We start from the raw sequence: 26,086 nt of genomic DNA, 5'->3' as shown, positions 1-26,086 counted from the left end.
TCGTTTGCATCCTGCTTCTAAATACACCATTTCCCCCCTAGGAATGTCCCGTTCCATGCATGCTTCCTGAATCCTTAAGGGTTCTTTAGAGATAACGAAACCCGTCAATCCTACCGGGCGACCTAAATGGAAAAATATTACATTCCTATAAATAGCCAATACCGATTTTACTGAATATCAAGTATACTAACACCAGAGCTGGTAAAATTGGATAAACAGATTCTTAATCTCAAAACAAAGGTATGAGAAGCAAACAGGTGTGTTAAATTTTTGAGGATACTGGGGGAGAACGTTAATTGGTATTACACGTGGAAATTAAAGAAGCAGGATATTCCCTTGAATCACCCGTACTGAAGGATATTAAATTTTCCATTCATCCAGGAGAGCTAGTGGGAATCATCGGGCCAAATGGAGCAGGTAAAAGTACAACTATAAAATCAATTATCGGAATAATCAATCATGTAAAAGGCGATATTGACATAAGCAACTATGCTTACATACCAGAACGGCCGATATTATATGAAAGATTGACGGTGTGGGAACACATTGATTTTCTTTTATCAACCTTAGATGTTGATGAGAAGCAATTTAATGCAAAGGCTGAGGAGTTGTTGAAACTCTTCAACTTACCCCAGGTTGCCCATCAGTATCCGGACAGTTTTTCAAAAGGGATGCAGCAAAAAGTCATGTTAGTTCTTGCCTTCTTGAAACAACCGGATCTGTACATCATCGACGAACCATTTATGGGATTGGATCCAAAAGCAATAAAGAGATTGTTGCAGCTGATAGGAGCGGAAAAGGTTAAGGGTGCAGGGATCTTAATGTCCACACATGTCTTGGATACTGCTGAGAAAATTTGTGACCGTTTTGTGCTCATTTCGGATGGAAAACTGATCACGCAAGGAACATTTGAAGAGATCAGGGAGAGTAGCGGGTTAGACCAAGGTTCTCTTTTAGACTGTTTTGATATCCTCACCGAGAGGGACCCTCATGTCTGGTAAACAGATATTTATTCGCAGGCTTGTACGGGAGTATAAATTTCAATGGAGTGTTATTCGTTCCATATTGGATTGGTCTATCATCCTATATGCTGTCCTCCCTCTTATACTTATAGCTCCTTTCATCTATATGGAGGCATGGAATCTTACCCATCTCTATTGGAGTGACAGCATTCCTTTTACTGTTCTGTTATTCGCATTGCTTCTTTTTTGTCTAAAGGGAAAGATCCGAACATTTGCCATGGAAGCCGATTTGCTTCATCTCATCCAGCAAAAGCCAACGTTTGTTCAGTTAAAGCGGTATGGCCTGCTGTATACAGCCTTACAGTTACTTGTAGAGACAGCTTTTATTGGGGTTATATTTCTCCCAATTTTGATGCTTATCTACAACTTTTCATTGGTAGATGCCTTGTTATTGGCCCTATTGTTATGCACGTTTCGCTTTTTTGCGGCCACCGTCAAAAAGGCTGCCTCTCGTGCTCTGACTAAATGGATCATTTTAGTGGCTGCATTCATATTGGTGTACTTATTTGCTTTATTTACAAGTCCATGGCTCTATGGGGTTGGAAGTATCGTGGCTTTCTCTTTGATTTATATCTACCATTATACCGTCATGACAATCACCAATCGCCTTTTCCTAAAAGAAGTGGAAATCGAGAAAGCGGAGCGCATGAAGTATATTAAATTTCTGTTGACCTTCTCCAATGATGTTCATGTAGAGCCCATAAAAAACAGCCAAAATAATAAACCATTTTTCTTATTTCCGGATTCCAAGCGCATTTTTAAAACCCGGAATAAATTGAATGGTTTGCTGGAAGTGCTTTTGAAATCATTCCTACGTGATAAAAGGCTGTTAACCTGTATACCCAACTGATACTTGTTACAGGCATCGCTGTTCTATTTTTGCCTGTTTGGCTGAAATGGGTCGTCTTCGTAAGTTTTATTTTCTTTATAAACTCCTAGTTGGGTCTATTGTATAGAAAAATGTCCGCAAACCAGTTTTTTGATGTCATTCCCTATGATCAGGAGCTCTCCGAATTGGTAAAGGGTCGTTTCAAAAGGATCCTTGCTATCCCACCTATTGCATTGGTGGGAATATTTACTGTATTACTTACCATCTTTTAATAGTAGGATCACTCGTCAACCATGGCTTGCCTATCTCTAAGAAAAGCACCTCAGGTTTTGTGGTAATTGAATAAACAGGTACGTCTTTTCAGCAATATGTAAGGTATGAGAGGAAAGCAGCCCCTGACCAGTTAGGAGCTACATAGCCTCTTTTATACCTTTTCTTACCAGCCACCAATTAGGAGGATAACTAACCAAGAAACCGATAATCATGGCTATTTGCATCATAAACCAGTACGTAGGTTCATGGGGTTTGGGAGGCTGGGTAAACAGTAGATAGTGTACGATTGCCATCCAGCCGAACATACCAATTTGGAATGTGATGACTGATAAGGTATCTGCCTTAATGGATGCCTTAAAGGATTGGATCACTCCTTGACCCTTATTCATTGGATAAATCGCAAAAAATTGGAAAGCAATACCGAACAGATAGGCTAAAATGAATTCCACCAGATAGTGGGCAAACAAGGTGGATCCTGCGACCGCGATCCCTGTCATCGCGACAATAGGGACACCTACTATATCTCCGAATGTACATCCGCCTGCACAGTGACTGGTGGAAACAAAAACTTTGGCGGTTTTTTTCCGATCATCTTCTTCATCCGCATCTTTAGCTTTCAAACGACCCCATTTGTAATACGCCCACACAGCAAATGGGCCAAAGAACCAACCATTGATTGGCCAGACAACATTCATTATTTTCATCATTTGGGGATGTCTGATGATATCAATTGCAATAATTATAGTGCATATTAACCCGATAGATAAGGCTATCCACGATATAGTAGTTAACATAGAGTCACTCCTTCCTGCTATTTAAAGGAGTACCCGTTATGCCATATAATGAAAACTTAAAGTATTATTCTTTCTATAGGAAAGGGGAGGATGTAAGCGTGGGCATCCCCGTAAACAAGAGATTGAAGAAAATCCTATGCCAATAAATAATGAAGGTAGCTTAACTTTTTTAAGTTAGCTGGAATCAGGTCTTCAAACTAAAAGCATTGACCTAATTAGAATGCACCCAAGTCAGCGTTTTGCCTTTATCTGGTGCTCTAACAAAATAAAGCAAATCGCCTATTTGGCAGCCCTCCTAAGGGCAAGATTATTCAGGGAGAGATACTTGCACTAAATCCAGATGGGGGGATTTATTATTTTTTTTGATGGGTTACACGTAGGAGATATGATTTTTCAACTAATTTTTTTCATCACTATTATTGCTTTACTTATGGGAATTGCTTCTTTATTCAATAGAAGAAATACACGTTCAGATAAACATGAGGGAAAAACAGGAAGTGGTTTTAAACCGCTCAAAATTTTAAGAGTTATTCTAGCAGTAATTGTTGTTTTCATAGCAGGATATGAATGGGTTACTGAGAACTTTGCGCTCCACTCATATATGATGTTTTTCTTAGGTTTAATGATGCTGGTCATGGGATTAGATGAATTTCAAAAAGGACGAAAAGGTTATGGTTGGATTAGCATAGTCGTTTTTTTGTTATTATTATCACTGTCATTTCAATGAGTTAAAAAAGACTACGTTAATCAGAAACCCCCCATCCACATGATGGGGGCTTTCTCAATCCCAGATTACTGAGTCATTTGCTGTTGGCACTGTTGGACAAGCTGCTGGATTTGCTGTAATTGCTGGGCAGCCTGCTGTTCACGCTGGCCTAATTGCTGTTGCTGTGTCCCCATTTGGGTACCGACTTGGTTTTGTGCCTGTTGCTGCAGCTGCTGTGCATTTTGCTGTTCTTGCTGTGCCAGCTGCTGTGCGATTTGGCCGATTTGTTGAAGAGTTTGTTGTGCCTGTTGTGTGGACATATGATTTCCTCCCTCAATTTAACTTGCGTGTTACCTTGGTTACTTTCCGCGTTTCTTCCCGCTATTATTCGTTGAATTCCCCAATTTTGTCCGTATATTTTTCAGGTCCTCTGCCAGTGCCGGCTGTTGCACTTTTTCAATTGAGCATGGTGTATTTTCCTGCGGTTAGGGAAGTCTAAAACTTGGATTATACCAAGTGTTACAGGTTAAACAAGGAGGTTTGGAGCGATGGAATTTAATGAGAGTCAATCATATGACTGGAAAACGGACGGCATCCCTTTTGGAAAACAGGTTATTCTCAAGAAACTGAAAGATCAGGTAATCGTCATTACCGGGGCATCAAGCGGCGTCGGCCTGGTTACTGCAAGAAAAGCGGCCGCCCAAGGTGCGAAGGTGGTTCTTGCCGCCAGGAATGAGGATGCGCTGAAGCAATTGGCGGATGAGCTGAATAGGCTCGGCCATGAAGCCGTCTGGGTAAAGGCTGATGTCGGCAAAGAGCTGGACGTCCAAAGAATTGCTGATACGGCGAAAGAGGCGTTTGGCGGCTTTGATACATGGGTGAACAATGCGGGAATTACGATTTTTGGCAACGCGATGGATGTCAGTGATGGGGACATCAGGCGGATGTTCGATACTACTTTCTGGGGTGTGGTGTACGGCTCCCGCGCTGCCGTGAAGCATTTTAAAGAGCGGGGTTCGGCTGGTGCGCTGATCAATATCGGGAGCATTTTTGGCGATGTCGGGACCGTCATCCAATCGACGTATGCTGCTGCCAAGCATGCGGTCCATGGATGGACAAACAGCCTGAGGATGGAGCTGGAAGCGGAAAATGCTCCGGTCTCCGTCACCCTTGTCCACCCTGGTAGAATTGATACGCCGTATAACGAGCATGCGGGGAACTACCTGGAAGAGCACCCGGCACATGGCGGAATGATCTATCCGCCTGATGCGATTGCCGAGGCCATTCTCCATGCGGCGGAGCATCCGAAGCGGGATATGTATGTCGGCTCGCAGGCGAGGATTGCTTCCCTGCTTGGCACACTTGCACCAAGACTGACTGACAAGGTAGTGGAAACCTACTTGTCGCGCACGCAGCATAAGAATATCCCAGTAGAATCACCGGAATCCAATGCCCTCTACCAGCCGGGATATGGCCTGCAAGAACGGGGAACAAACGTCGGATATGTCCGCTCCGGCAGTATGTATATGAAAGCTTCCAAATATCCGGGCGTCGTGGCTGCCGCCGCCATTGGAATAGGCGCACTGCTCTTAGCCACAGCGGGGATCAACCGCCGGGACTAGCCCGCGATCCGGCTGAACTTCGTCTGGAAAAAGATTAAAAGTCCCCTGAGCAAACCTCCTCTCCAACAAACTGGATTGTAGGTGTGCATTAGGGGGTCTTTTTACATCATTATCCTTCCCCCGCCCTCCCGTTAATGCTCCTTCTTCCTCAAATACCCGCCTGCACATTTGTATGCAAGATCCTTTTCGATTAATCTTTTCATAATCCTTTCCCCATACATCTGGAGCTGTTCATCATCAGATAATTCCTCCAGTGTCACCGCACAGGGATATCTCTGGTCAAGTTGGCAAAGTACGCTAACCTCTGTCAAATCTAAATTGTATTCTCTGGATAGTTCTAAGTAATTTGTCATATTTCCTCACTTCTTGTATGTTTTCTCTTTCATAATTTTACCAAATTGATGGTTGCTGTAACATTAAGTTTTTGTAAAGAGAGTTATATATTTGAAAAGTTTCCTTACATCCAAAAATTACCTTTCCACGCTGCATAACATGTCCGGTTCAGGCTTTCATTGCGGGTTGGAGTCTTGCCATTGCCTCTTATTTTCAAAAATTGACCTGGTTAAACGTGCCCCATATCGGGTAGATGAGCGGGGAAAAGGTCTTACTTTTGCCTTTTCGGCTTTTAAATCGTTTACCTTTCCGTCTCCATTTGCAATAATAGAAATAAGAGGATATCCTATTGCTAATCAGTAAGATACATAAACTTACGCAGATCAACGGCACTGGAGCTGGATGGATATTCCCGCATGCATGAAATATAGCTTGAAATCATATATTTTCTTACCTAATGATGAAGAAGCTCTTAGTTCTAAAACAAAGGATGATAGACATGAAGAATAAGAAGAAGATTTTAATCATGGGAGGAGACGGCTTCTGCGGCTGGCCGGCAAGTCTGCATCTATCTCAATCCGGTCATGAAGTAGTGATCCTCGATAACTTATCAAGGCGTAAAATCGATGAAGAATTAGGCGCAGAGTCGTTGACCCCTATCCAGCCAATAGAAACGCGCATCAAGGCATGGAAGGAAGTTTCAGGAAAAAGCATTGGCTACCACCATGTGGATATAGCCGCTGACTATGATGCATTGCTGAATATCATTAATGAGGAAAAGCCTGACGCTATCGTCCATTATGCCGAGCAGCGGGCCGCACCTTATTCCATGAAATCACCAAGGCATAAGCGCTACACGGTCAACAACAATATCAATGCCACCCATAACATCCTGTGTGCGATTGTCGAGTCAGGTCTGGACATCCATCTGGTCCACCTCGGGACGATGGGGGTATATGGATACGGTACAGCCGGGATGAAGATTCCCGAAGGCTATTTGGATATTGAAGTGCAGACCGAGGATGGAAACCGGGTCGAACAGCAGATCCTTTACCCGACCAACCCAGGCTCCATCTACCATATGACCAAGTCGCAGGATCAATTGCTTTTCCAATACTATAATAAAAATGACCAGCTGCAGATCACCGATCTCCACCAAGGAATTGTCTGGGGTACGCACACGAAAGAGACCAACCTGGACGAGAGGCTGATCAACCGGTTTGACTATGACGGAGACTATGGCACAGTGCTGAACCGTTTCCTCATGCAAGCGGCTGTAGGCTATCCGATCACGGTCCATGGGTCTGGCGGTCAGACCCGGGCATTCATCCATATCCAGGATTCCGTCCGCTGCATCGAGCTGGCCATTGAAAATCCACCCGAGCCTGAGGAACGGGTGATGATCTTTAACCAGATGACGGAAACACATCGCGTCCGCGACCTTGCCAATCTTGTCAGCGAACTGACCGGCGGCGAGATCGCCTATGTATCGAACCCGCGGAAAGAAGCGGATGAAAACGAGCTCCATGTCAAAAACGACCTCTTCCTATCGAAGGGCTTGAATCCAACAACATTGGAAGAAGGGCTTCTCCGTGAGGTCAGCAGCATTGCCGAAAAATACGCCTATCGCGCAGATCATTCCAAGATCCCGGCAACAAGCACATGGACAAAGGAACAGAAGCCCGGCGTTCCGAAAGATCCGGTGAAATAATCAGTTTTTATATGAATACAAAAAACGAAGGCATTCCACTTGCTCGGAATGCCTTCGTTTTATTATCCTGCGCCTATCAGGAGATTTCTCCCAACAGCCTGTCAGGCAGTACCACGTCCGTCTGCTCTTCTTCCTTCCATTCCCTGATTTCCACCTTGACCTTCTTGATCCGGTGATTGGCCACCTCGTTGACGACCACTTTCAGGTTTTCATAGGTGAACGAGTCCCCAAGGCTAGGGGTTCGTTTCAGATTTTCAATCACCCATCCGCCGAGTGTGTGATAAGAGCTTTCCGGGTCGGGAACATCCATGATGTCTGCGAATTCATCCAGCTGATAGCGGGCATCAATCGTATACACATTCTCGTTTATTTTCGAGACGGCATTGGTCTTAATATCCTGTTCATCCCAGATTTCCCCGACAATTTCCTCCAGCACATCTTCCAGTGTCACAATCCCGGCGGTTCCTCCGAATTCATCCAGCACAATGGCCATATGGATTTTTTCCTGCTGGAGTTGCGGCAATAGGGAGGAAATCTTCCTGGATTTCACCACAAAGAAAGGCTCCATCAATAATTCCTTGATATCCACCTGGTCATACTTCACCAAATGCGTCAAGAATTCCCTTTCCGATAAGACACCGACGATATTATCAATCGTTTCCTCATAGACAGGAATTCTTGAGTATCGCTCTTCAAAGAATACCTTCTTAATTTCTTCTATCGGCTGGTTGATCTCCACCGCCACTACATCAATCCGTGGTGTCAGCACCTCTTCGGCGAGCGTGTCATCGAAGTCCATCGACCGGTGGATCAGCTCTCTTTCTCCTTTGTCAATGACACCCTCTTCTTCACTAATATCCAGCATATGCTTGATTTCTTCTTCGGTAATCGAAGGCGTTGGAACTCTTTTGGCAAAATATGTCCCTACCAGGTTCTTCAGCCGAATGAAAAAGAAGTTGACCGGTGTCAGCAAACTCATCAGAAAATACATGACCGGCGAAATAGCGAGCGCATAGGCCTCCGCATGCTCCTTGGCCAAGGATTTGGGCAGGATCTCGCCAAAAACAAGGATCAGGATGGTCATCGCCACCGTACTGACGATCAGCCCGGTGTTCCCGCCGAAAATCATGGCGGCCAGTGTCGCGAATATGCTCACGGCTGCTATGTTGACGATATTATTCCCGACTTGAATGGTCGTCAATGCCTTGTCAAAGTTCTCGGCGATATAAAGGGCCTTTTTACTGCCCCTGAGGCTTTCCCCTGCAAAGCTTTTCAACCTGATTTTGTTTACACTCGAGTAAGCAGATTCCGCCGATGAAAAGAAGGCAGATAAGAGAATCAGAGAAGCCAATAAAATGATCAAACTAAGCGGTACGTCGTCCAAAAAATATCACTCTCCTGTGTTGGTTTAAACTCAAACCCGCTTCAACTGGAAAATACGGATAAGGACTGTATCAGCGTGGATGTCTTGGGTTTGAGGGTGTTCAGAATTTTCGCCTGTTCTTCCTGTTCCAGCTTTTCGACAGAAGCATAAATCTCTTCTACTTCTGCCTGTAAATGTTCCATTTTATGTGAAATCCATTCAGCTCGGTTTTGTATCACCTGTTTATCAACCTGATCAGCTTTCATCAAGTCTCTCCGCTGCTTGATCTGCTCCAACGTCATCTGCATTTGTTTGCATTGCTCAATGAATTTTAAGTCTTCGACAGCATCTTCCGGATAATAACGGTAATTCGATTCCGACCGTTCACATTCCAGAAGGCCCATTTTTGTATAGTAATCGATTGTCCTTTTTGATACATTGCTTAATGAAGCTAACTCTCCAATTTTCAACAACTTCCCAATGAAATCACCTCTGTATCCCCTATTATAATCCAAGCAGGCCATACTGTACAGTTCTACGTTATGCTTGGCAAAGAGGATTGATGCTTGACATGAAGAGGAAGCTGATTCTTGCTGAAGTTTCTATGGACATTTCACTATGTATGGTTCGGCTGATTTTTAGGATTTCCAGAGTTTTGGCATGTTTAGCATGCTGGTGGAAGGAAGAATCTCGTCCTTCCGAATGAAGGGCGAATGGTGCTTGGTGTGGATGTTCTGCTTTCCTATAACATCAACGTATGAAGGAGGACGGAAATTGGTGTATCTATTTGGGGGAGTGTGGGGGGACTGGTAGACTTCCCTTTTTCGGAAGCGGATACCTGGAGTCGCTTTCGTCAGGGCGGCGAAGGAAGTGCCACTTAAAGGCTCCTCCCTATGGAACGGTTTCTACTGCCTGCTTTTTTCAAAACAGTGCTGATCAAGAAATCCTCCTGACAATCTCTTTACTTCCTATCTTACTCTCCTTGGGTGGTGCCTGGGTCACGATCCATTTCTGATCAGATGGAATATCGGCATTCAGGCCCTGCGCAAACAGGGCTGCCGCATCGGAATTAGGGAACATCTTAGGCATTTGACTTTGCGGCTTCGTTAATATCTCCATTTCATCTTCTTTTTTCCTTATAAGTACAAACATACCTTTCCCACTTCCTTTTCCATTTTCGCTTCTTTCCATAATCGCTAATTACCCCGATTTATTTCGATTCAACCATGAAAATCTCCCAGCTTTGCGATTGTCTAAAATTGTTCACAAATTGCCGGGAAACAAGAGCCGTATTAGTGAGGTCCTCCTCCGCCTTTACCCGTGTGTATATCTAACATGGTACAAGGGCAAGAATAACCATATAAATCATCTAAAGGAGTAAATAAATATGACTATACAGGAGTTATTGCTGCGGATTGTGCTCGCTTTTCTCACTCTGCTGGCTCTGACCAGAATAATGGGAAGGAAAGAAATCTCCCAGATGACCTTCTTTAACTTCGTATCCGGAATATCGCTCGGTACTATCGGTGCTTCGCTTGCGGTGGATTCCACCTTAAGCATCCGAAACGGCCTGATCGCTCTTATAGGCTGGACTATCATAACGATTGTGCTGGGATTCATTGATATCAAGTCGAAACCGGTCCGGTTAGCTATTGAAGGCCAGCCGAGAGTCCTTGTCAAGGAAGGACAGATCATGGAAGATGAGATGCGCAAAGTTCGGTTGGATGTCGATGCGCTAAATGCTTTACTACGGCAGAAAAATGTATTTTCCCTGGCAGAGGTAGACTATGCTGTTTTTGAAACCAGCGGGAAACTTTCCGTAAGAAAGAAGCAGCCATACCAATCGGTAACCAAATCTGATTTTGCCATCCAGCAAAATACACCCATCCTATATCCGGCTTCCACACAGATTATCAGTGATGGCGAGATAGTCAACTCCAATCTGGATAAACTGAAACTCGATCAGGAATGGGTGGAGGAGCAATTGAATTTATCAGGGATCACTTCCATCTCGGACGTTTTTTACGCAGAGGTACAAAGGGACGGCACTCTGTACATTGATAAGAAGAATGATACCCTGCAGTAAGTAGAAAAGTATAACTTTTCCCCTTTGGTAAAACCTATGTATCAGGGGGTGAGTTCCTTGACAGGACTAATCATGAAATTAATCATTTGTCCAATTACTGTCACCTTGGCGTCCTTCATTTTTCCTAACGTGGCATATGCAGCCCTCTGGCAGCCTGTCCTTGTCGGATTAATCCTGGCAGTCGCAGCCCATGTGATGGAAATGTTCCTATTGAAAGACGGTACACTCTGGGTAAGCACCGTGATGGACTTTGGGGCAGCAACCCTCATCGTATATTTCGTCTCTCAATTCTTGGCTGGCGCCGAGGTCACCTTCATTGGTGCCGTACTTACCGGAATTCTGCTTACGATCACCGAGATTTTCCAGCATCGCTATCTGATCCAAAGCGGGAAAACCAAAAAATCTCCCGCATAACAAGGCCGGGCTAGCCCGGCCTTTACTGTGGGGTTGTGGATTCGGTTGGGGCTGCGTGAGGCTGATAAATTTGTGCTGCGGATGATATCCCCCGTGTACTGCTGATATATTAGCGCTCCAGCTGATATGCTGCGCGAACTACTGATAAACTCGTGCTCCGGATGATATCCCGCGTGTGTTGCTAACAAATTTGTGCTCCGGAAGATATGTTGTGCGTGCTGCTGATAAATTTGTGCTCCGGCCGATTTCCCGTGCGTGCTGCCGATTAATCCAAGCTCCAGCTGATTTCCCGCGTGTGCTACTGATAAATTTGCGCTCCTGCTGATATCCCGCGCATACTGCCGATAAACACCCGCTCCCCACTCTATCACAGGAAATATATTCAATTAAGTGTTGAAGTAAGGCGGAGGATTCGATACAATTAGATAATATCAGATAGAATCTAGCATAAGGGAATACGGGCACAATCTTTTCTTCTGAGGTGAATAGATACATATGAAAATAGTAAGACCATTAATAGCTGCACTTGTTATCTTTCTTTTCTTGTATGCAGTTCTAGGAAAACTGATCTGGCAATATCCCGTCTCTTTTGACGTATATATTGGCTTCTTTATTGTTTCGTTTTTATCGTTCTTTTTCATCCCGAACCACAAGAATGTCAGAGATAACTGACAGTGAAAAGCGCTGCTGGGTAAAAAGCAGAGCTTTTTCTTGCCTTGAAATTCACATAAATAGGAGCAGTGCTAATCAGCGCTGCTCCTTTCTTTAACCATTATGCACTTTATTCAATCCATCTTGGGGATAGTCTGCATGACTGCCCGAGGCGGATTTCATTCTCTCCGGCAATGCATGGATCGATTCGATCAGCAGATTGAGCTTTCCCTCGATACGGTGAAGCAGATAAAATGTCACCGCGATGGGAAAGCCGACCTCTGTGACGAATGGAATGAAGGATTCCATGGATAAGTGCCTCCTTTCTAGTTGTTGTGCGCATGCATGTGTGGCCCGAGTGGCTACGCCTGGCGACCGAGTGACTGCACCCGGCGCCCGGCCGCTGCTCTACCACCTCTCCCTAACCAAAAACCAGCGGACAGTGCTGGTGCGCTGTCCGCTGGCTCTGTAATCATTATTAAATGCCGAGGTCGATGTCTACGGTATTACGCTCGACGACGCGGGCGCTGTGTTTTTCGATGAGGTCGCCGCCGGTTGAGATGAATGCATTCTGGGCGATAATCTGATCCATGGCAGCATTGACGGCTAATGGATCAGCGGGCTCGACTGGGTGGTCCAGGGAGTAGGTGACGATTTTCCCCATTGCACTTTTAAATTTCAATTCCAGCTTTTTCATGGGCTGTCCTCCTTTCTTTGTTTTCCACTATGCTCCTGTTACTCCGCTAACAATGAAGTATCACGGATTTCCATCAGGTAAAGCGGCAGCTGTTGCAAGGCAATCAATGCGTTGGCGATCAGAAAGAGCTGATCCGGTGTTGCATCAATTTTGACGCCGTTGAAGCTTTTGGTCCGATAGATGTCTTTGCCGGTCTCCGCATCGACTCCTCCATGAAGGATGAGGCGGAGCGTTTTATCGACTTTATTGGCTGTTGCCATGTTGTATCCCCCCTTTCACCTCTATAATCGAATGAATATAGGCAAAAAGGGGTATGGTTCTATATAAGTTTTAAAAGGTAGCGATTTAGCCAATGCTTTTCATAAGCAGATCAGGCAGAATCAACACAAATCTTGTCATAAGGAGTTCGCCCTATGGCCAACAAGCGTCGAGCAAGCTTATTTTCCGTAAAAAATATAATTTCGGCAGCCGGGTTCCTTCTGCTTCTCATCTTGGGGGCCGGAGCCGGCTATGCCCTGTACCTCTATGACTCGACTTCCGATATGGTAGAACAGTCCCATGAATCAAGCGGACGAGTGAATGAACAGTCCCCTCTTCGGGAGGAGCCGGTCGATCCGGTGGAGGATAATGTATCCGTACTGTTTATGGGGATTGATGACAGCGAACAGCGGGATGAGGCACCGAGCCGAACGGATGCGCTCATTTTAGCGACCTTTAATAAGGAAAAAAAATCCGTCAAGCTGCTGAGCATTCCCCGCGATTCCTATGTCTATATCCCGGAAGTCGGCTACAGCACGAAGATCAACCATGCCCATGCATTCGGTGGGACCCAGGCTACTATTGAAACGGTTGAACGGTTCCTGAAGGTTCCTGTCGACTACTATGTAAAGATGAACTTCGATGGCTTTGTTGAGGTGGTGAATACCATCGGCGGCATTACCTATGACGTTCCCTATGAATTGAAAGAATTCAATTCAGATGATGAACGAAATGCCATCCATCTCTACCCGGGTGTCCAAAGGTTGAATGGTGAGGAAGCCCTCGCCTTGGCCAGGACCCGGAAGTATGACAGCGACCTGGCCCGCGGGCAGCGACAGCAGGAAATCCTCAAGGCCATCGCTGATAAAGCGACATCAGCCTCGACTGTTTTCAAAATAGACGAGCTGATAGAGTCGGTCGGCGATAATATGAAAACGAATCTGACCTTTCCAGAGATGAGGGGATTTGTCTCCTACGGGCTTGATGAGAATGTGAAAGTCGACACCATGCAGCTGGATGGTACTGGGGGTTACGGTGACAGCGGTGCTTGGTATTACTATGTAAATGAAAAAAGTAAAAAAGAAATACAGCAGACACTGCAAAATCACCTGGAGCTTGAATCGGAGAGCCAAACCAGTGAACTTGCCCAATCAAATAAGAGCGAGAGGTAATCGACGTTCGGGGCCAAACAGGTCCAGGGCGTTTTTTACTGTGAAGACATCTTCCACGAATAGATCCGACAAGCGTAGTATAATTATAATTATGATGGTATCCATAGGGGTAAATTATTTTCTATTCCCCCATTTGAACCTTATTAATCTATTTATTACATAAAATTTCATAAATGAAATCAAAATGCAATTTACTAATATGTCGAATCATAGTAAAATAGGTAGTGATTTGCTATCCAAGAAAGTCGTCTGTTAACAGAACGGCTGATTTAACTAAAGGAGTTTATTTGTATGACTAAAAAGAACGAGACCCAGACCCGGCTGGTCCGCAGAAAAAAGAGGAGACTTCGGAAGCGCGCTTATTTCATCCTCATTCCGCTTTTTGCGTTCTTCCTGCTGGCGGGCTATGCTGGTTATCTATATGTGAAAGCAGGCAGTGTATTATCTGATTCCTATGTTGGAGATGAACGGGAGAAATCCCCGCTGAGAGATGCTGAAGTCGATCCCAGTATTGATAATGTCTCCGTGCTGATTATGGGAGTGGATGAGAATAAGCAACGCGGGAATGCCGAGAACGCTCGGACAGATGCTTTGATGCTGGCCACTTTCAACAAAGATGAAAAAAGTGTCAACCTGTTAAGCATTCCCCGTGATTCGCTTGTCCACATCCCAGAAGTAGGCTATGAGGACAAAATCACGCATGCCCACGCATACGGCGGGCCCTCGGCAACCGTGGAAACAGTCGAGAACCTGCTCGACATTCCTGTTGATTATTTTGTAAAGCTTAATTTCCATGCATTTGTAGATGTCGTGGATGCATTGGGCGGCATCACTGTGGATGTGCCGTATGAATTTACGGAACAGGATTCCACGGACAATAAAGGTGCTGTGCATTTGACGGCTGGTGAACAGCAGCTGAATGGCGAGGAAGCATTAGCCCTTGCCCGTACCAGGAAACTGGATAATGATATCGAACGTGGGAAACGGCAGCAGGAAATTGTAAAAGCAGCCCTTCAGAAAGCAACGAACCTGAATTCGATACTCAGTTATGATGACATTCTGGAAGCCGTCGGTGATAATATGACAACAAATATGAGATTCAGTGATATGAAGACATTCATCAGTTATGGGACAGGCGGTACCAACCTGGATGTAAATACGCATACACTAAAAGGATATGATTATAAGCCATCCGGAACCTATTACTGGGCCTTGGATGAAGAATCACTGAATGAGACCAGGTCCCTCCTCCAGAGTCATCTGGAAATCAATAACCAGTTAGCTGAGGAAAGCTCTTCCGCCCATCAGCATGCCGAACCGGCCTCCGGCGGCAGTGGAAGCTATTAACTATCATACTAAAGGGCACCATCCAAACCGGCTTCATGCCGGGAGAGATGGGGCCCATTTATTTATCCTGTAATATTCCTGCCCTTGATTCGTTGAGCGTGTGAAGTTTCCCGTTCATATAGTCAAGTATGTCATCGTGCAGATCGTCCCGGTTCAGCGCAAAATCGAGGGTCGCCTGTACAAAGCCGAGCTTGCCACCAATATCATAGCGCTTTCCGGCAAAATTATAGGCCAAAACTTTCTCCTGTTGTTTCAAGGCTTCAATCCCATCGGTCAGCTGGATTTCTCCGTCTTTTCCGGGTTGCTGGTCCTTTAAGGTGCTGAAAATTTGCGGTGAAAGCACATAGCGGCCCATGATGCCGAGATTGGATGGTGCATGCTCCCTGTCCGGCTTCTCCACAAGGGATTCAACCTCTTGAACCCCGCTTGCATACCCATTTGCCCTGGACGGTCGGATGATGCCGTATTTGGAGACGTCTTCCCAGGGCACTCCCTGGACACCGACTACAGAATGCCCGTACATTTCATAAACATCTAAAAGCTGTCGCAAGCAGGGTTTTTCTGCTTTTACAATATCATCCCCAAGCAGCACGGCGAATGGTTCATTACCAATAAAGCTCTCCGCACAGCAGATGGCATGGCCGAGGCCTCTAGGCTCCTTCTGGCGTATATAATGAATGTTAGCAAGATTGGAAATCGACTGGACCATTTCCAGCATATCCATTTTCCCTTTTTGGGTCAGCTTTTCCTCAAGTTCATAGGACACATCGAAATGATCCTCGATCGCCCGCTTCCCCCGTCCGGAAATGATGATGATATCTTCGATGCCAGAATCGACTGCTTCCTCGACAATATATTGAATGGTAGGTTTATCGACAATGGGCAGCATTTCCTTGGGCTGCGCTTTAGTTGCAGGCAGGAAACGTGTACCGAGCCCTGCTGCCGGAATGATCGCTTTTTTCACTCGCATTATGTTTAGCTCCTTTTATTAGGGTTCAACGTTAAGTTCCATCTATCAGTAGTTTATCATAAATACTTTTATTAGGATAAAAGGAGCCACCTCATTGAGAAGTTCTTTTAATAGGAAGAAAAGAGTTGTAGCTATTCCTCCTACAAATGGATAAAACAATTAAAAGTTTACTTTTTTACTTATAAAGTAAGCCATGCTGCAAGTAACAGCATGGCTTCCCTCTATTTCACTATTTTTAGTCCCACTAGAATAAACAAGGCGGTTGCAACTCCACCCAATGCAAGAGAGAAGAGGGGCGGCAATTCTGGAAGGGTTGTCAGCCATATCGCTGCACCAGCGATCAACACAAAAATCAGCAGCTTCACAATATAACTGATGCTGCTCACCGAAAGCTCCAGTTTCCACTTGGCCGCAACCAGCAGCAATAGCATGTTCGCGGTCGTGCCGGCAACCGTTCCCCATGCAACTGCATCCACCCCAAGCTGATCAATTAACAGATGGATGACCAGTATGTTCACCCCAAATACCGAGAGGATATTCAGGGTGACAGGAAGATAGGACTTCTCCATGGCATAGAAAAACCTAGTGACATAGGCATTCAATGCAAGGCTGAAAATGGACAGGGAGAATATCTGCAACAATGGATAAGTCGTGTTGGTCGACTGGCTTCCAAAGGATCCATATTCAAAAATGAACCGGATGACTTCTTCCGCATATAAAATCATGAAGACGGTCGCCGGAAGCAGCAGAATGGTCAGCATGCGGAACCCCTTTCTATATGCACTGGTGACCTTTCTTTCGTCCTTCTCCCCGACCGCCTTGGCCATTAATGGATAGATGACTGTTGTTACACTGGTCATCAACACCGCTTGGGGAAACTGGGTCATCTTGGAAGCATAATTCAATGCTGAGATGGCTCCCTCATCCAGACTGGATGCATAGATCCGCTGAATGATGAAATAGAACTGGATGGTCGCCCCGCCGAACAAAATCGGCAGTGCGAGCTTGGCGAAGCGCTTCACCTCCGGCTGGAGGGTTACGCGGAGCTTCAAAGGCATCTTGGACCGGCTATGTATCGTGTACATTAGCATGGCCGCCATGAACAACGAGCCGAGCAATGCCCCGAGTCCATAAGAATATTCCATCAAAAACGGCGTGAGGCCTACGCCGACCAGCAGGAACAATCCATTGAATACCAATGTCGCCATGCTAGACAGCCGGTAGTTTTCATTGATATTATGCAGGCCGCTGAACAGCATGGCAATCACCAGAAATACCGTGGCCGGCGCCATCCAGACGAACAGCTCACTCGTCAGCTGCATGGCTTCTTCGGACATCCCTGAGAAAAACAGATTCATCCAGAATACTGGAAACAAGAGGAATAGAACCGTTATCGAACCTGTAATCAGAATAAGCAAGGTGAAAATGGTCTGGAAAAACTGTTCCCTGGCCCCTTTTTCCAATTTGGTATAGACAGAGATGAATGCCGTAGTGATGGCACCGCCCACCACAATATAGATGAAATTCGGGACCGTGAAGGCGGTAATGATGCTGTCTGCCTGATAACTGGTTCCGTACTGGTAACCGATGACGACTTCCCTGGCAAAACCAAGGAGCCGGGCAATAATATTGATTAATGCCACAGCTCCCAGTATTTTAAATAAACGCATCCGCAATTGACAATCCCTCCCTATGACTCGTACAGGGCCAGGACGGAGGTGATCAACCGATCCTGGTCGTATTCATCCGCCTTTTTGCGACCATTGGCAATCAGAGTTTCCTTTAGAGAAGGATCGGTGAGCACTTTCCGGATGCCTTTCGTGAGTGCCTCCGGATTCTTTGCCTCTGTTTTCACTCCAGCTCCCTCTGCCAGCAGATAACTCAAGCCGCCGACATCCGTGCCGACGACCGGCAGCCCGCAGGCCATTGCTTCTAATGCCACTAATCCAAATCCTTCAATATGGGATGGAAGGACAAATACGTCGGAAGCGGCCATCCATTCAGCGACGTCTGTCTGCGCCATACCTCCATGGATGGTCCCCCCTTCCAATGCATCCGTCTTTTCCGATAATTCCTGGAAATACGCTTCGTCCTTCGGTTCTCCGATCAGGTGCAGAGTGATTGATGGGTCCTCTTTCGTAAGCGTGCGATAGGCGGCTGTCAGTTCATCCAGCCCCTTTGCCCGGATCAGGTTGCCGACGAACAAGAGCATTTTTTCCTCCTGGTCGACCCCCAGTTTCTTACGGATTTCTTCCTTGCTGTGTTCGTGGAAGACATTCCGGTTCACCCCCATATTGATGACAGAAATTTTGTCATCGGAAATCGAGAAGTTCTCGTGGATATCCTGTTTCAATCCTTCCCCTACAGCAATTATATGGTCCGCCTCGTGAAGGATTTTTCCGGTCAGTTTCTGGACAATCGAGCTTTTTTTGCTCATCTGGTCAATATCACCACCATGAGAGGTCACAATCAGCTTCCTTCCGAGCAGCTTTTTGAATAGGAGACCTGCCAGTCCAGTCGGAAAAATATAATGGGCATGGACGGCCTGATAGGAACTTCCCCTTGTCACCAGCTTTCCGAGGCTTCCGAAAAAGAAGGATGTATATTTTTTCAGCAGCTGGATTTTCCCCTTCCTCGGGTCATCGATCGCCACTACATCCACAGCAAGCCCCCTATCACGAAGCAGCTCTACCTGGTTCTTGACAAACAGCCCAAATGTGCGTGAATGCTCGGAAGGGTACATATTACTCAACACTAGCAGCTGGTCTTGCTCGTCATTCTCCAGGGACCGCTTCACCAAGTCCATCCCCTTGAGTGCCTCTCCCCGCATACGGCCGGATATGCCGGCGAAGCGTTGTAATGTTCCATCCCATTCCGCGAACATAGCCCGGCAGGAGTCCAAGAAATACATGGGTGTAGAATCCAGCTGGTCGATCGGTATCGTGTACTCCTCACAGCCGATCATCCCCATAAAATCCTCGACTTTATGATGGTAGGATACTGCAATCACCGGTGTAGCCGATACCAGGGCTAGGATCAGGGAATGAAGACGCGTCCCGATGACCAGGTCCTGCTTGGAGGCAAAGTCTGTAATCTCCTGATGATCCATCGGACGGTCAGCAATCGAGCATTGGTCCTTATGTGTCATCAGCTCCCTTATTTCCTTGGTGACCATCGTATCTTGGGGATGCTTGGTGGAGAAGAAGTTGATTCTTGCGTTTGGGTAATAGTCTACCAAATGGTCCAGATTTTGAGCCATCCCTTCTATGTATGCCCGGTATTTAACCTTATCTTCTTTCGGCCAATAGCTAATGTGATGAAAAGGTACAGCAGTTACACCAATGTTGATGGCGTCATCCTGCTTGGATCCTTCCCGTTCCGGCGGGTTCACCTGAAATGCCGGATCTCCGATGACATGGATGGACGATTTCACGCCAATCGACTCCAGTAGTTCCTTCGATTTAGGATCTCTTACTGTTATAACCTTGGACAGGTGAGCCAACGACCGGAGAATCACCTTGCCAATTCGGGTGAGTATAGGGCCTGCTCCAACTCCGTAAAGGACGACGGGGGTCCGGGAGAGCTTGGCCAGCCATCCGTACATGCCAAAGATGAAGGCTTCCCTGCCGTAAAGGTCCATAAAAATTCCACCGCCCCCTATAATAAGAAGATCCAGGTCACGGATGATCGAACTGTTCTTTTTGAGAGTACGGAACAGGGTCAGCGGGGCATTATTCTTTTTATAATAGAGTTTGACAGATTTGACACCGTATTTCTCACTAGTTCTTTCCGGCTGGTTGGAAAATACAATGATGTCCTGCCGCTCAATCTGATGCACTTTCTTTAACTGGATGAGAATACCCTCGAGAATCGCTTCATCCCCTTGGTTATTATTCCCATAATTCCCTACAATCCCGATTGCCATATTTTTTCAATCCTTCTTTATCTATTTCCATTTAAAATCTAGTCAATATCTAGTATAAGCGCGGATACATTCTATTATTTTAACATGAAACCTGAAGGATAAGAAATAACATTGTCGAAAGTTTCGGGTACGCTGGGGATTCCACTGCTGAAAATGGCCGATTCATGTTATAATACCGATATATTCAACAACAGCTAAGGAGTTTTAATGGATGGGTATTCTCGGTTTAAAAACAAATTCCGCCAAGCGTGGTTGGAACAATTATTATAAAACAGTAGAAAAGATTAACAGTTTAGAAGCGGGCTACCAGCAGCTCTCCGATGAACAGCTTCAAGAAAAAACCAATGTATTCAAGGAAAGGCTGGAAAACGGAGAAACCGTTCAGGACCTTGCACCGGAAGCCTTCGCTACAGTCCGAGAGGCATCGAGGAGAATTCTGGGACTGCGGCATTTCGATGTGCAGTTAGTCGGTGGTCTCGTCCTGCTCAACGGGGATATCGCCGAGATGGCAACAGGGGAAGGTAAAACCCTGGTGGCATCCTTGGCAAGCTATTTGGTTGCCCTCGAGGGAAAAGGTGTACATATCATCACGGTCAATGACTATCTGGCAAAAAGGGATAAGGAGCTAATTGGCCAGATCCATGAGTTCCTTGGCCTGACGGTCGGCTTGAATATTCACGGTATCAGCCCTGCCGATAAGCAGGCGGCCTATCGCGCCGACATCACTTATGGTGTCGGTACGGAATTCGGATTTGATTTTTTACGTGACAATACCGTCCAATCTCTCACCCAAAAGGTTCAGCGTGCCTATCATTTCGCGATCATTGATGAAGTGGACAGTGTACTGATCGACGAAGCAAAAACCCCGCTTATCCTTGCTGGCAAGGATAAGCCGAGCGAACGTCTCTACGGGGTGTGCGCCAGTGTGATCAAGGGACTCAAAGAAGAAGAGGATTACACTTTCGACATGGAATTGAAAGTCGTCAATTTTACCGAAAAAGGCTTGAATAAATGTGAAAAAATCTTCGGCGTCGACAACTTATTCGACCTGGAGCATGGATCCCTTTTCCATTCCCTTCTACAGGCATTAAGGGCACGCGTCCTCTACCAGCGGGATGTCGATTATATTGTCGAGGACGGCGAAGTGAAGCTCGTCGACATGAATACAGGAAGGATCATGGAAGGCCGCAGCCTCAGTGACGGACTCCATCAGGCCATCGAATCCAAGGAAGGCCTGGTCAATACGGATGAGAATAAGACCAATGCTTCCATTACCATCCAGAATTATTACCGCATGTATCCAACCATTTCCGGTATGACTGGCACTGCCAAGACGGAAGAGGCAGAACTAAGCAAGATCTATGGCATGGAAGTCGTCCAGATTCCGACGAATAAGCCGAACCAGCGTATCGATCATCCGGACAAAGTCTTCGAGACCAAGCAGCAGAAATTCGCCCACCTCCTGAAAGAGGTAAAGGAACGCCATGAAAAGGGGCAGCCAATCCTGATCGGCACAACCTCCATCCTGCAGTCGGAGGAGGTTGCGGCAGAGCTTGATAAGGCAAACCTCCCCTACCATCTGCTGAATGCGAAGAGTGTCCAGCAGGAAGCCAACCTGATTGCCATGGCAGGTCAGAAAGGCCAGATCACCATAGCTACCAACATGGCCGGCCGCGGAACCGACATCATGCTTGGTGAAGGTGTTGCCGAATTGGGCGGGCTGCATGTCATTGGGACGGAACGGAATGAGAGCAGACGGATCGACAATCAGCTGAAAGGACGTTCTGCACGCCAAGGTGACCCTGGTTCGACCCAATTCATTCTTTCCCTGGAGGACTATCTGTTCATTCGCTATGCCGCTGATGAATTGGAACGGGCACGCCCGAAATTCAAAACTAACAGTAGTGGAATGATCACTTCCAAAAATGTCCATAAGTTCGTGGAAACGGCTCAGAAAATCAGTGAAGGGGTCCATTATCAATTCCGCGACTACAACTTGAATCTCGAAAACGTGATCAACGACCAGCGCGGCGTCATCTATGAGCTGCGCGACAAACTGCTAAAGACCGATAATCCGATCCGGTTTATCCAGCATCAGGTCGATCACCTCCCGGATGATTATATCGACAGTTTCTGTCCGGATGACCTTCTTCCTGAGGAGTGGGAGTTGGAAAAGCTTGAACGGGAGCTCGATAAAATCCTACTCCCTGACGTATCCCTGAAGGATGAGGATTTCAAGGATAAAGGGGAAGTAAAAGAACAGGTCAAACCGGCGCGAGAAGAGCATACAGCAATTATCGAACGATTTGAAGAACACGAGGATATGCAGATGACCAGCTGCAGCATCGGTCTATTGACGATCGACCGGCTCTGGAAGAAGCATCTGGACGCCATGAATCAGCTGAAGGAAGGGATCGGCATCCGCCAGTACCAGCAGCGCAATCCAGTGGAACTCTTCCAGCAGGAGGGCTATAAGCTGTTTAAAAGCACTTATGCCGATCTCGAATATGAACTGGCGGTCCGGATGAACATGTCCTTCAAAAAACAGTTGCAGAAACAGCAGCAAGCGGTAACCAATGTGAAGAAAGGAAGATAATATGTTTGGATTTTCCAAAAAAGATAAGAAGCGAGAGAGTGAAGCCATTGATGCCCAAGACGTACTGGGAGAAACTGCAGAGACCACGGGCGAAGATGGCATAGAAACAGAGCTCTACATCCCTGATAACAGGGAAATTGCCCACGAGGACAGATATATCTATGCCTTCCATAACAGCCAGAGCCCGAAGTTGAAGCCGAACCAGCTCTCCCTCTACGGGGTGGAGCTCACCGAACTGCGCAACGGAAGCATCTCCGCAACCGGCCTGATCCGAAGCTCCGTGGAAAAGCCAGTGAAGTTCGGCAATACAACCATCCTACTGCTTGGACCTGGCAAGGAAGTGCTGGCGAGAAAGGAATTCGATCTATCCCGGGCAGGTTCAATTCCCCCTAAAGCGGCACGACCATGGAAGTTCATTTTTACTCGTGAAGAGATGACAGCTGGCATGGAGATCCCTTCTCATGGCTGGTCACTTGCATTTGAAGTGAAGAAGAAACATCAGCTGGACCTCGAGGCTTCGTGGGAGAAATCCATCGCAGACGACACAAAGAAGAATCTGCAGAAAATCGTGGAGAATGCCGCTCCATTGAAGCCGGGCGAAATGAACTTCATGGGACTTGAAGCAAAGAGGAATGAGAACGCTGACCTGGTCGTGACCATTCTGCTCCGGAACGGCACCAGTAAAAATATTACGCTAGAGCAGGTACCGCTTGGTGTACAGGATGCAGACGGTGAGGAAATTGCAAAGGGAAGCTTCAAGGTCAACAGCCTTACGATCAAGGCCAATACAAGCAAACCGTGGTCCTTCGTCTTTCCTGCTTCCATGATCCAGAAAGAGCAGCCGAACCTCTCCAGTTGGAAGGTCTACCCTATCCAATAACTTCATATCAGCAGGATACATACCGCTAAAACCGATTATGGATTGTAGAGCATGACCCTGCATGATATGATATTCTTTTATAAAACATGCGAATTTACAAGGAGTTTAGTTATGACGGGAAAATTTAATAGTGTTATGTATACAGACATCCTAAAATGGTTCATCATCTTCCAGCCCGTTCTGGACATACTTACACTTTTATCCATTTATTTCATCGATTTAAGCATTACGGTAGGTATTGTCTTCCGAATGCTGTTTATGCTGTTATCTTTCGTCTATATATTCTTTGGCAACGACAGTCCATATAAAAAATATGTCATAGGATATCTGATCCTTCTCTTGGCTGTACTTGGCCTTGGATTCTTGGGGAACATATTCCTTAAACCGACATTTAATTTCTTTTTGGAAACCCAATGGATTGCGAAAGTCGTCTATTTCATTGTCATGTTCTGTGCCTTTGTTTTGGTGTTCACTTCCAAGGAGAGCTACCGGGCGGTTAAGATGAAGCTTTTGTCTGCCGTTTATATTGCGGCGAGCATCGTGGTGGCTTCGATCCTTTTATCTATTCTCACCAACACTTCGACCAATACTTACGAGTGGGTGAAGGATGGGTATAAAGGATGGTTCTATTCCGGAAATGAACTGGGAGCCATCATTGCGATTACTGCACCGCTTCTGTTTATCTTTGCCTATAAGAAGACGAATACCTGGAAAGACTCCTTAAACTGGCTGCCGCTTTTTGCTCTGCTAGTTACCGGGGTCCTGCTTGGCACCAAGGTTGGTTTGTTTGCCATGGTCGGCACGCTGGCCATCGGAGTGGTCATCCTTATCCTTCATTGGCTAGTGGAAACCAGGAAAAACGGCATGAAAAACCGTTATATGATTTCCACCCTGTTAGCTGTAGTCATGGCAATTCTATTTGGTGTTATTGCACCAACCACTCCATCTGTAACCAACCTTTCCGTGGATATGCCTATCCCGGAGAAGGATAATATTGCGACCGGTCCTGATAGCGGAGAAGACGGGGAGAGTATGGAAGAAGCAGAAGAAAGACAACGGCAGGAAGAAGAAGCCATGAGGGATGAAGACGGAGAAATTCGTGAACTGCCAGCCTATTTGGACTCGGAGATTGTAAATAAAATCCTCAGTGCACGGCATTTCTACTTTACTCGGCAATATCATTACTATATAGATGCCCATATCTATCAGCAGTTATTCGGCATGGGATATGCCGGAAATTATACAGAGGTACGGAAGACCATTGAAATGGATTTCCTTGACATCTTCTTCTCCTTTGGTGTATTCGGTGCCATACTGATTTTCTTACCGCTTATCATGGTAACCGTCGCTATCATCAGAAAGCTGTTCAGTGACTTCAAGCAGGTGCTGAATCCGGAAAATATCTTCCTGATCACTTCGATTATGCTAGGGAACGGAATTGCGCTTATTGCAGGCCATGTCTGGTTTGCTCCATCGGTAAGCATCTACTTCAGTCTGGCTTTTGTACTGCTGCTGTACAACCTGTATCAGCCGGATTTAGAAGAACTATCCGGACAATGATATGTCACAACTCACCCCCCTCTCTTTATGAGTAGGGGGTTTAATGTTGAGCTACTTACTGTGTCAACAACGGTTTAAAATTCCCTGTTTTCAACGGAATCAAATTCCCTATTATCAGACGAATTTTGGCTGGCTGGATGCCTGCCTTTTTCTTTTCCCTCAGACGATAGGAATCTCCCTTAATATTAAAGGTAGTGGAGTGATGGATTAGACGATCCAGTATGGCCGTTGCTAATACTTCATCTCCAAAGATCTTACCCCACTCCACATATGATTTATTTGAAGTAATAATCATTGCGCCATGTTCGTATCTTCTTGATATAATTTGAAAAAGTGTGTGTGCGCTTAGTTCATCGAAGCTAAAATAACCTAGTTCATCTATAATTAATAATTCTGGACGACTATATCTTTTAATAATCCGTCGGATTAACCCTTGTTTCTCTGCCTTCTGGCACTCAGCTATAAAATCATTGGCTGTAATAAAAAGTGCTTGATTTCCGTTGGTAATAGCTTCAAAAGCCATGGAAATAGCTAAATGTGTCTTTCCTACCCCTGGCGGTCCCAGGAGTAAGATGTTATCTCCATTATGAATATACCTACCCGATAACACTTCTTTAACTCTTCGCTCGTCTATACTCGGTTGAAAGCTAAAATCGAAATCATGAATGCTTTTAATGTAGGGAAGCTTCGCCTTTTTTAGATGTTTATCTATAGCTGCCTTTTCCTTCTGTTCGATTTCTTGTGATGATAGCGTGATTAAGAAATCCGAATATGGTACATTATTTTTAGATGCGTGTTCAAGCAGACCATCAATTTGATCGGCGGTGTAATGCCAACCGATTTCTTCTAAGCGTTCAACTAAAAGGTTTGTGGTCAT

24 protein-coding genes and 1 pseudogene are annotated in these 26,086 nt (G+C 45.8%); 12 read left to right on the top strand and 13 right to left on the bottom strand.

Features of this window, described 5'->3' with window-relative positions:
• The first annotated feature begins 296 nt into the window (after positions 1-296).
• Positions 297-1,001, top strand: a complete 705-nt coding sequence (locus ACFODW_RS05230) for an ABC transporter ATP-binding protein (RefSeq protein ID WP_390303979.1) — start codon at positions 297-299, stop codon at positions 999-1,001.
• Complete coding sequence (locus tag ACFODW_RS05225; RefSeq protein WP_390303977.1) at positions 991-1,872, top strand: ABC transporter permease; 882 nt, start codon at positions 991-993, stop codon at positions 1,870-1,872. The genes ACFODW_RS05230 and ACFODW_RS05225 overlap by 11 nt, the downstream gene beginning before the upstream one ends.
• Positions 1,873-2,261: 389 nt before the next feature.
• Here the strand turns inward: ACFODW_RS05225 and ACFODW_RS05220 are convergent, their stop codons facing one another.
• The gene (locus ACFODW_RS05220; RefSeq protein ID WP_390303975.1) at positions 2,262-2,918 is read right to left on the bottom strand and encodes a DUF4396 domain-containing protein; all 657 of its coding nucleotides are present in this window, start codon (positions 2,916-2,918) and stop codon (positions 2,262-2,264) included.
• 385 nt (positions 2,919-3,303) lie between these two features.
• Here ACFODW_RS05220 and ACFODW_RS05215 point away from each other — a divergent pair, with 385 nt between their 5' ends.
• Positions 3,304-3,645 carry a DUF3953 domain-containing protein gene (locus ACFODW_RS05215; RefSeq protein ID WP_390303973.1) on the top strand — a complete coding sequence of 114 codons (342 nt, stop codon included), beginning with the start codon at positions 3,304-3,306 and terminating at the stop codon, positions 3,643-3,645.
• A 65-nt stretch (positions 3,646-3,710) separates the two neighbouring features.
• Here the strand turns inward: ACFODW_RS05215 and ACFODW_RS05210 are convergent, their stop codons facing one another.
• Entirely contained in the window at positions 3,711-3,944 is a 234-nt protein-coding gene (locus tag ACFODW_RS05210) for a hypothetical protein (protein WP_390303971.1), read from the bottom strand.
• 228 nt (positions 3,945-4,172) lie between these two features.
• Here ACFODW_RS05210 and ACFODW_RS05205 point away from each other — a divergent pair, with 228 nt between their 5' ends.
• Positions 4,173-5,246 (top strand): SDR family oxidoreductase, encoded by a 1,074-nt coding sequence (locus ACFODW_RS05205; RefSeq protein ID WP_390303969.1) that lies wholly within the window; start codon positions 4,173-4,175, stop codon positions 5,244-5,246.
• A 131-nt stretch (positions 5,247-5,377) separates the two neighbouring features.
• Here ACFODW_RS05205 and ACFODW_RS05200 read toward each other — a convergent pair whose 3' ends face one another.
• Entirely contained in the window at positions 5,378-5,599 is a 222-nt protein-coding gene (locus ACFODW_RS05200) for a hypothetical protein (RefSeq protein WP_390303967.1), read from the bottom strand.
• 479 nt (positions 5,600-6,078) lie between these two features.
• Between ACFODW_RS05200 and ACFODW_RS05195 the strand changes: the two genes are divergently transcribed.
• Positions 6,079-7,290, top strand: coding sequence for an NAD-dependent epimerase/dehydratase family protein (locus ACFODW_RS05195; RefSeq protein ID WP_390303965.1), 1,212 nt, complete (start codon positions 6,079-6,081; stop codon positions 7,288-7,290).
• Positions 7,291-7,366: 76 nt separating this feature from the next.
• Here ACFODW_RS05195 and ACFODW_RS05190 read toward each other — a convergent pair whose 3' ends face one another.
• The 3 genes from ACFODW_RS05190 to ACFODW_RS05180 form a co-directional block, all read right to left on the bottom strand.
• A complete protein-coding gene (locus ACFODW_RS05190; protein ID WP_390303962.1) occupies positions 7,367-8,674 on the bottom strand; it encodes a hemolysin family protein in 1,308 nt (435 codons plus the stop codon).
• Positions 8,675-8,715: 41 nt separating this feature from the next.
• The gene (locus ACFODW_RS05185) at positions 8,716-9,126 is read right to left on the bottom strand and encodes a MerR family transcriptional regulator (protein WP_390303960.1); all 411 of its coding nucleotides are present in this window, start codon (positions 9,124-9,126) and stop codon (positions 8,716-8,718) included.
• A gap of 463 nt (positions 9,127-9,589) precedes the next feature.
• A complete protein-coding gene (locus tag ACFODW_RS05180; RefSeq protein WP_390303958.1) occupies positions 9,590-9,805 on the bottom strand; it encodes a hypothetical protein in 216 nt (71 codons plus the stop codon).
• 235 nt (positions 9,806-10,040) lie between these two features.
• Between ACFODW_RS05180 and ACFODW_RS05175 the strand changes: the two genes are divergently transcribed.
• Entirely contained in the window at positions 10,041-10,739 is a 699-nt protein-coding gene (locus ACFODW_RS05175; protein WP_390303956.1) for a YetF domain-containing protein, read from the top strand.
• A 57-nt stretch (positions 10,740-10,796) separates the two neighbouring features.
• Positions 10,797-11,153 (top strand): DUF2512 family protein, encoded by a 357-nt coding sequence (locus ACFODW_RS05170; RefSeq protein WP_390303954.1) that lies wholly within the window; start codon positions 10,797-10,799, stop codon positions 11,151-11,153.
• Between the two features lie 828 nt (positions 11,154-11,981).
• On the opposite strand, the pseudogene ACFODW_RS05165 reads toward ACFODW_RS05170, so the two are convergent.
• From ACFODW_RS05165 to ACFODW_RS05155, 3 genes and pseudogenes are all read right to left on the bottom strand, one after another.
• Positions 11,982-12,113: pseudogene (locus tag ACFODW_RS05165) on the bottom strand (YvrJ family protein); the annotation flags it as partial.
• A gap of 169 nt (positions 12,114-12,282) precedes the next feature.
• The gene (locus ACFODW_RS05160) at positions 12,283-12,501 is read right to left on the bottom strand and encodes a DUF2922 domain-containing protein (RefSeq protein WP_390303952.1); all 219 of its coding nucleotides are present in this window, start codon (positions 12,499-12,501) and stop codon (positions 12,283-12,285) included.
• A gap of 38 nt (positions 12,502-12,539) precedes the next feature.
• Positions 12,540-12,761, bottom strand: coding sequence for a DUF1659 domain-containing protein (locus ACFODW_RS05155; protein WP_390303950.1), 222 nt, complete (start codon positions 12,759-12,761; stop codon positions 12,540-12,542).
• 153 nt (positions 12,762-12,914) lie between these two features.
• On the opposite strand from ACFODW_RS05155, the gene ACFODW_RS05150 reads away from it, so the two are divergent.
• Both ACFODW_RS05150 and ACFODW_RS05145 read left to right on the top strand, forming a co-directional pair.
• Positions 12,915-13,931, top strand: coding sequence for an LCP family protein (locus tag ACFODW_RS05150; RefSeq protein WP_390303948.1), 1,017 nt, complete (start codon positions 12,915-12,917; stop codon positions 13,929-13,931).
• A gap of 291 nt (positions 13,932-14,222) precedes the next feature.
• Complete coding sequence (locus ACFODW_RS05145) at positions 14,223-15,278, top strand: LCP family protein (protein ID WP_390303946.1); 1,056 nt, start codon at positions 14,223-14,225, stop codon at positions 15,276-15,278.
• A 58-nt stretch (positions 15,279-15,336) separates the two neighbouring features.
• On the opposite strand, the gene galU is transcribed toward ACFODW_RS05145, so the two are convergent.
• From galU to ACFODW_RS05130, 3 genes are all read right to left on the bottom strand, one after another.
• Complete coding sequence (gene galU / locus ACFODW_RS05140) at positions 15,337-16,248, bottom strand: UTP--glucose-1-phosphate uridylyltransferase GalU (RefSeq protein WP_390303944.1); 912 nt, start codon at positions 16,246-16,248, stop codon at positions 15,337-15,339.
• A 221-nt stretch (positions 16,249-16,469) separates the two neighbouring features.
• On the bottom strand, positions 16,470-17,918 hold the full coding sequence (murJ, locus tag ACFODW_RS05135) for a murein biosynthesis integral membrane protein MurJ (RefSeq protein ID WP_390304013.1): 1,449 nt from the start codon (positions 17,916-17,918) through the stop codon (positions 16,470-16,472).
• Between the two features lie 20 nt (positions 17,919-17,938).
• A complete protein-coding gene (locus tag ACFODW_RS05130) occupies positions 17,939-20,173 on the bottom strand; it encodes a polysaccharide pyruvyl transferase family protein (RefSeq protein WP_390303942.1) in 2,235 nt (744 codons plus the stop codon).
• Positions 20,174-20,384: 211 nt separating this feature from the next.
• Between ACFODW_RS05130 and secA2 the strand changes: the two genes are divergently transcribed.
• From secA2 to ACFODW_RS05115, 3 genes are all read left to right on the top strand, one after another.
• A complete protein-coding gene (gene secA2, locus ACFODW_RS05125; protein ID WP_390303939.1) occupies positions 20,385-22,769 on the top strand; it encodes an accessory Sec system translocase SecA2 in 2,385 nt (794 codons plus the stop codon).
• 1 nt (position 22,770) lies between these two features.
• Positions 22,771-23,649 (top strand): accessory Sec system S-layer assembly protein, encoded by an 879-nt coding sequence (locus tag ACFODW_RS05120; protein WP_390303936.1) that lies wholly within the window; start codon positions 22,771-22,773, stop codon positions 23,647-23,649.
• A gap of 111 nt (positions 23,650-23,760) precedes the next feature.
• Positions 23,761-25,209, top strand: coding sequence for an O-antigen ligase family protein (locus tag ACFODW_RS05115; RefSeq protein ID WP_390303934.1), 1,449 nt, complete (start codon positions 23,761-23,763; stop codon positions 25,207-25,209).
• A gap of 55 nt (positions 25,210-25,264) precedes the next feature.
• Here the strand turns inward: ACFODW_RS05115 and istB are convergent, their stop codons facing one another.
• The gene (gene istB / locus ACFODW_RS05110; protein WP_390303932.1) at positions 25,265-26,086 is read right to left on the bottom strand and encodes an IS21-like element helper ATPase IstB; all 822 of its coding nucleotides are present in this window, start codon (positions 26,084-26,086) and stop codon (positions 25,265-25,267) included.

The sequence above is a fragment of the Virgibacillus sediminis genome, from assembly GCF_042643265.1.
Taxonomy (GTDB): Bacteria; Bacillota; Bacilli; order Bacillales; family Amphibacillaceae; genus Virgibacillus_O; species Virgibacillus_O sediminis.
Note: the sequence above shows the minus strand (reverse complement) of the source record. Positions and strands in the feature narration are given on the sequence as shown.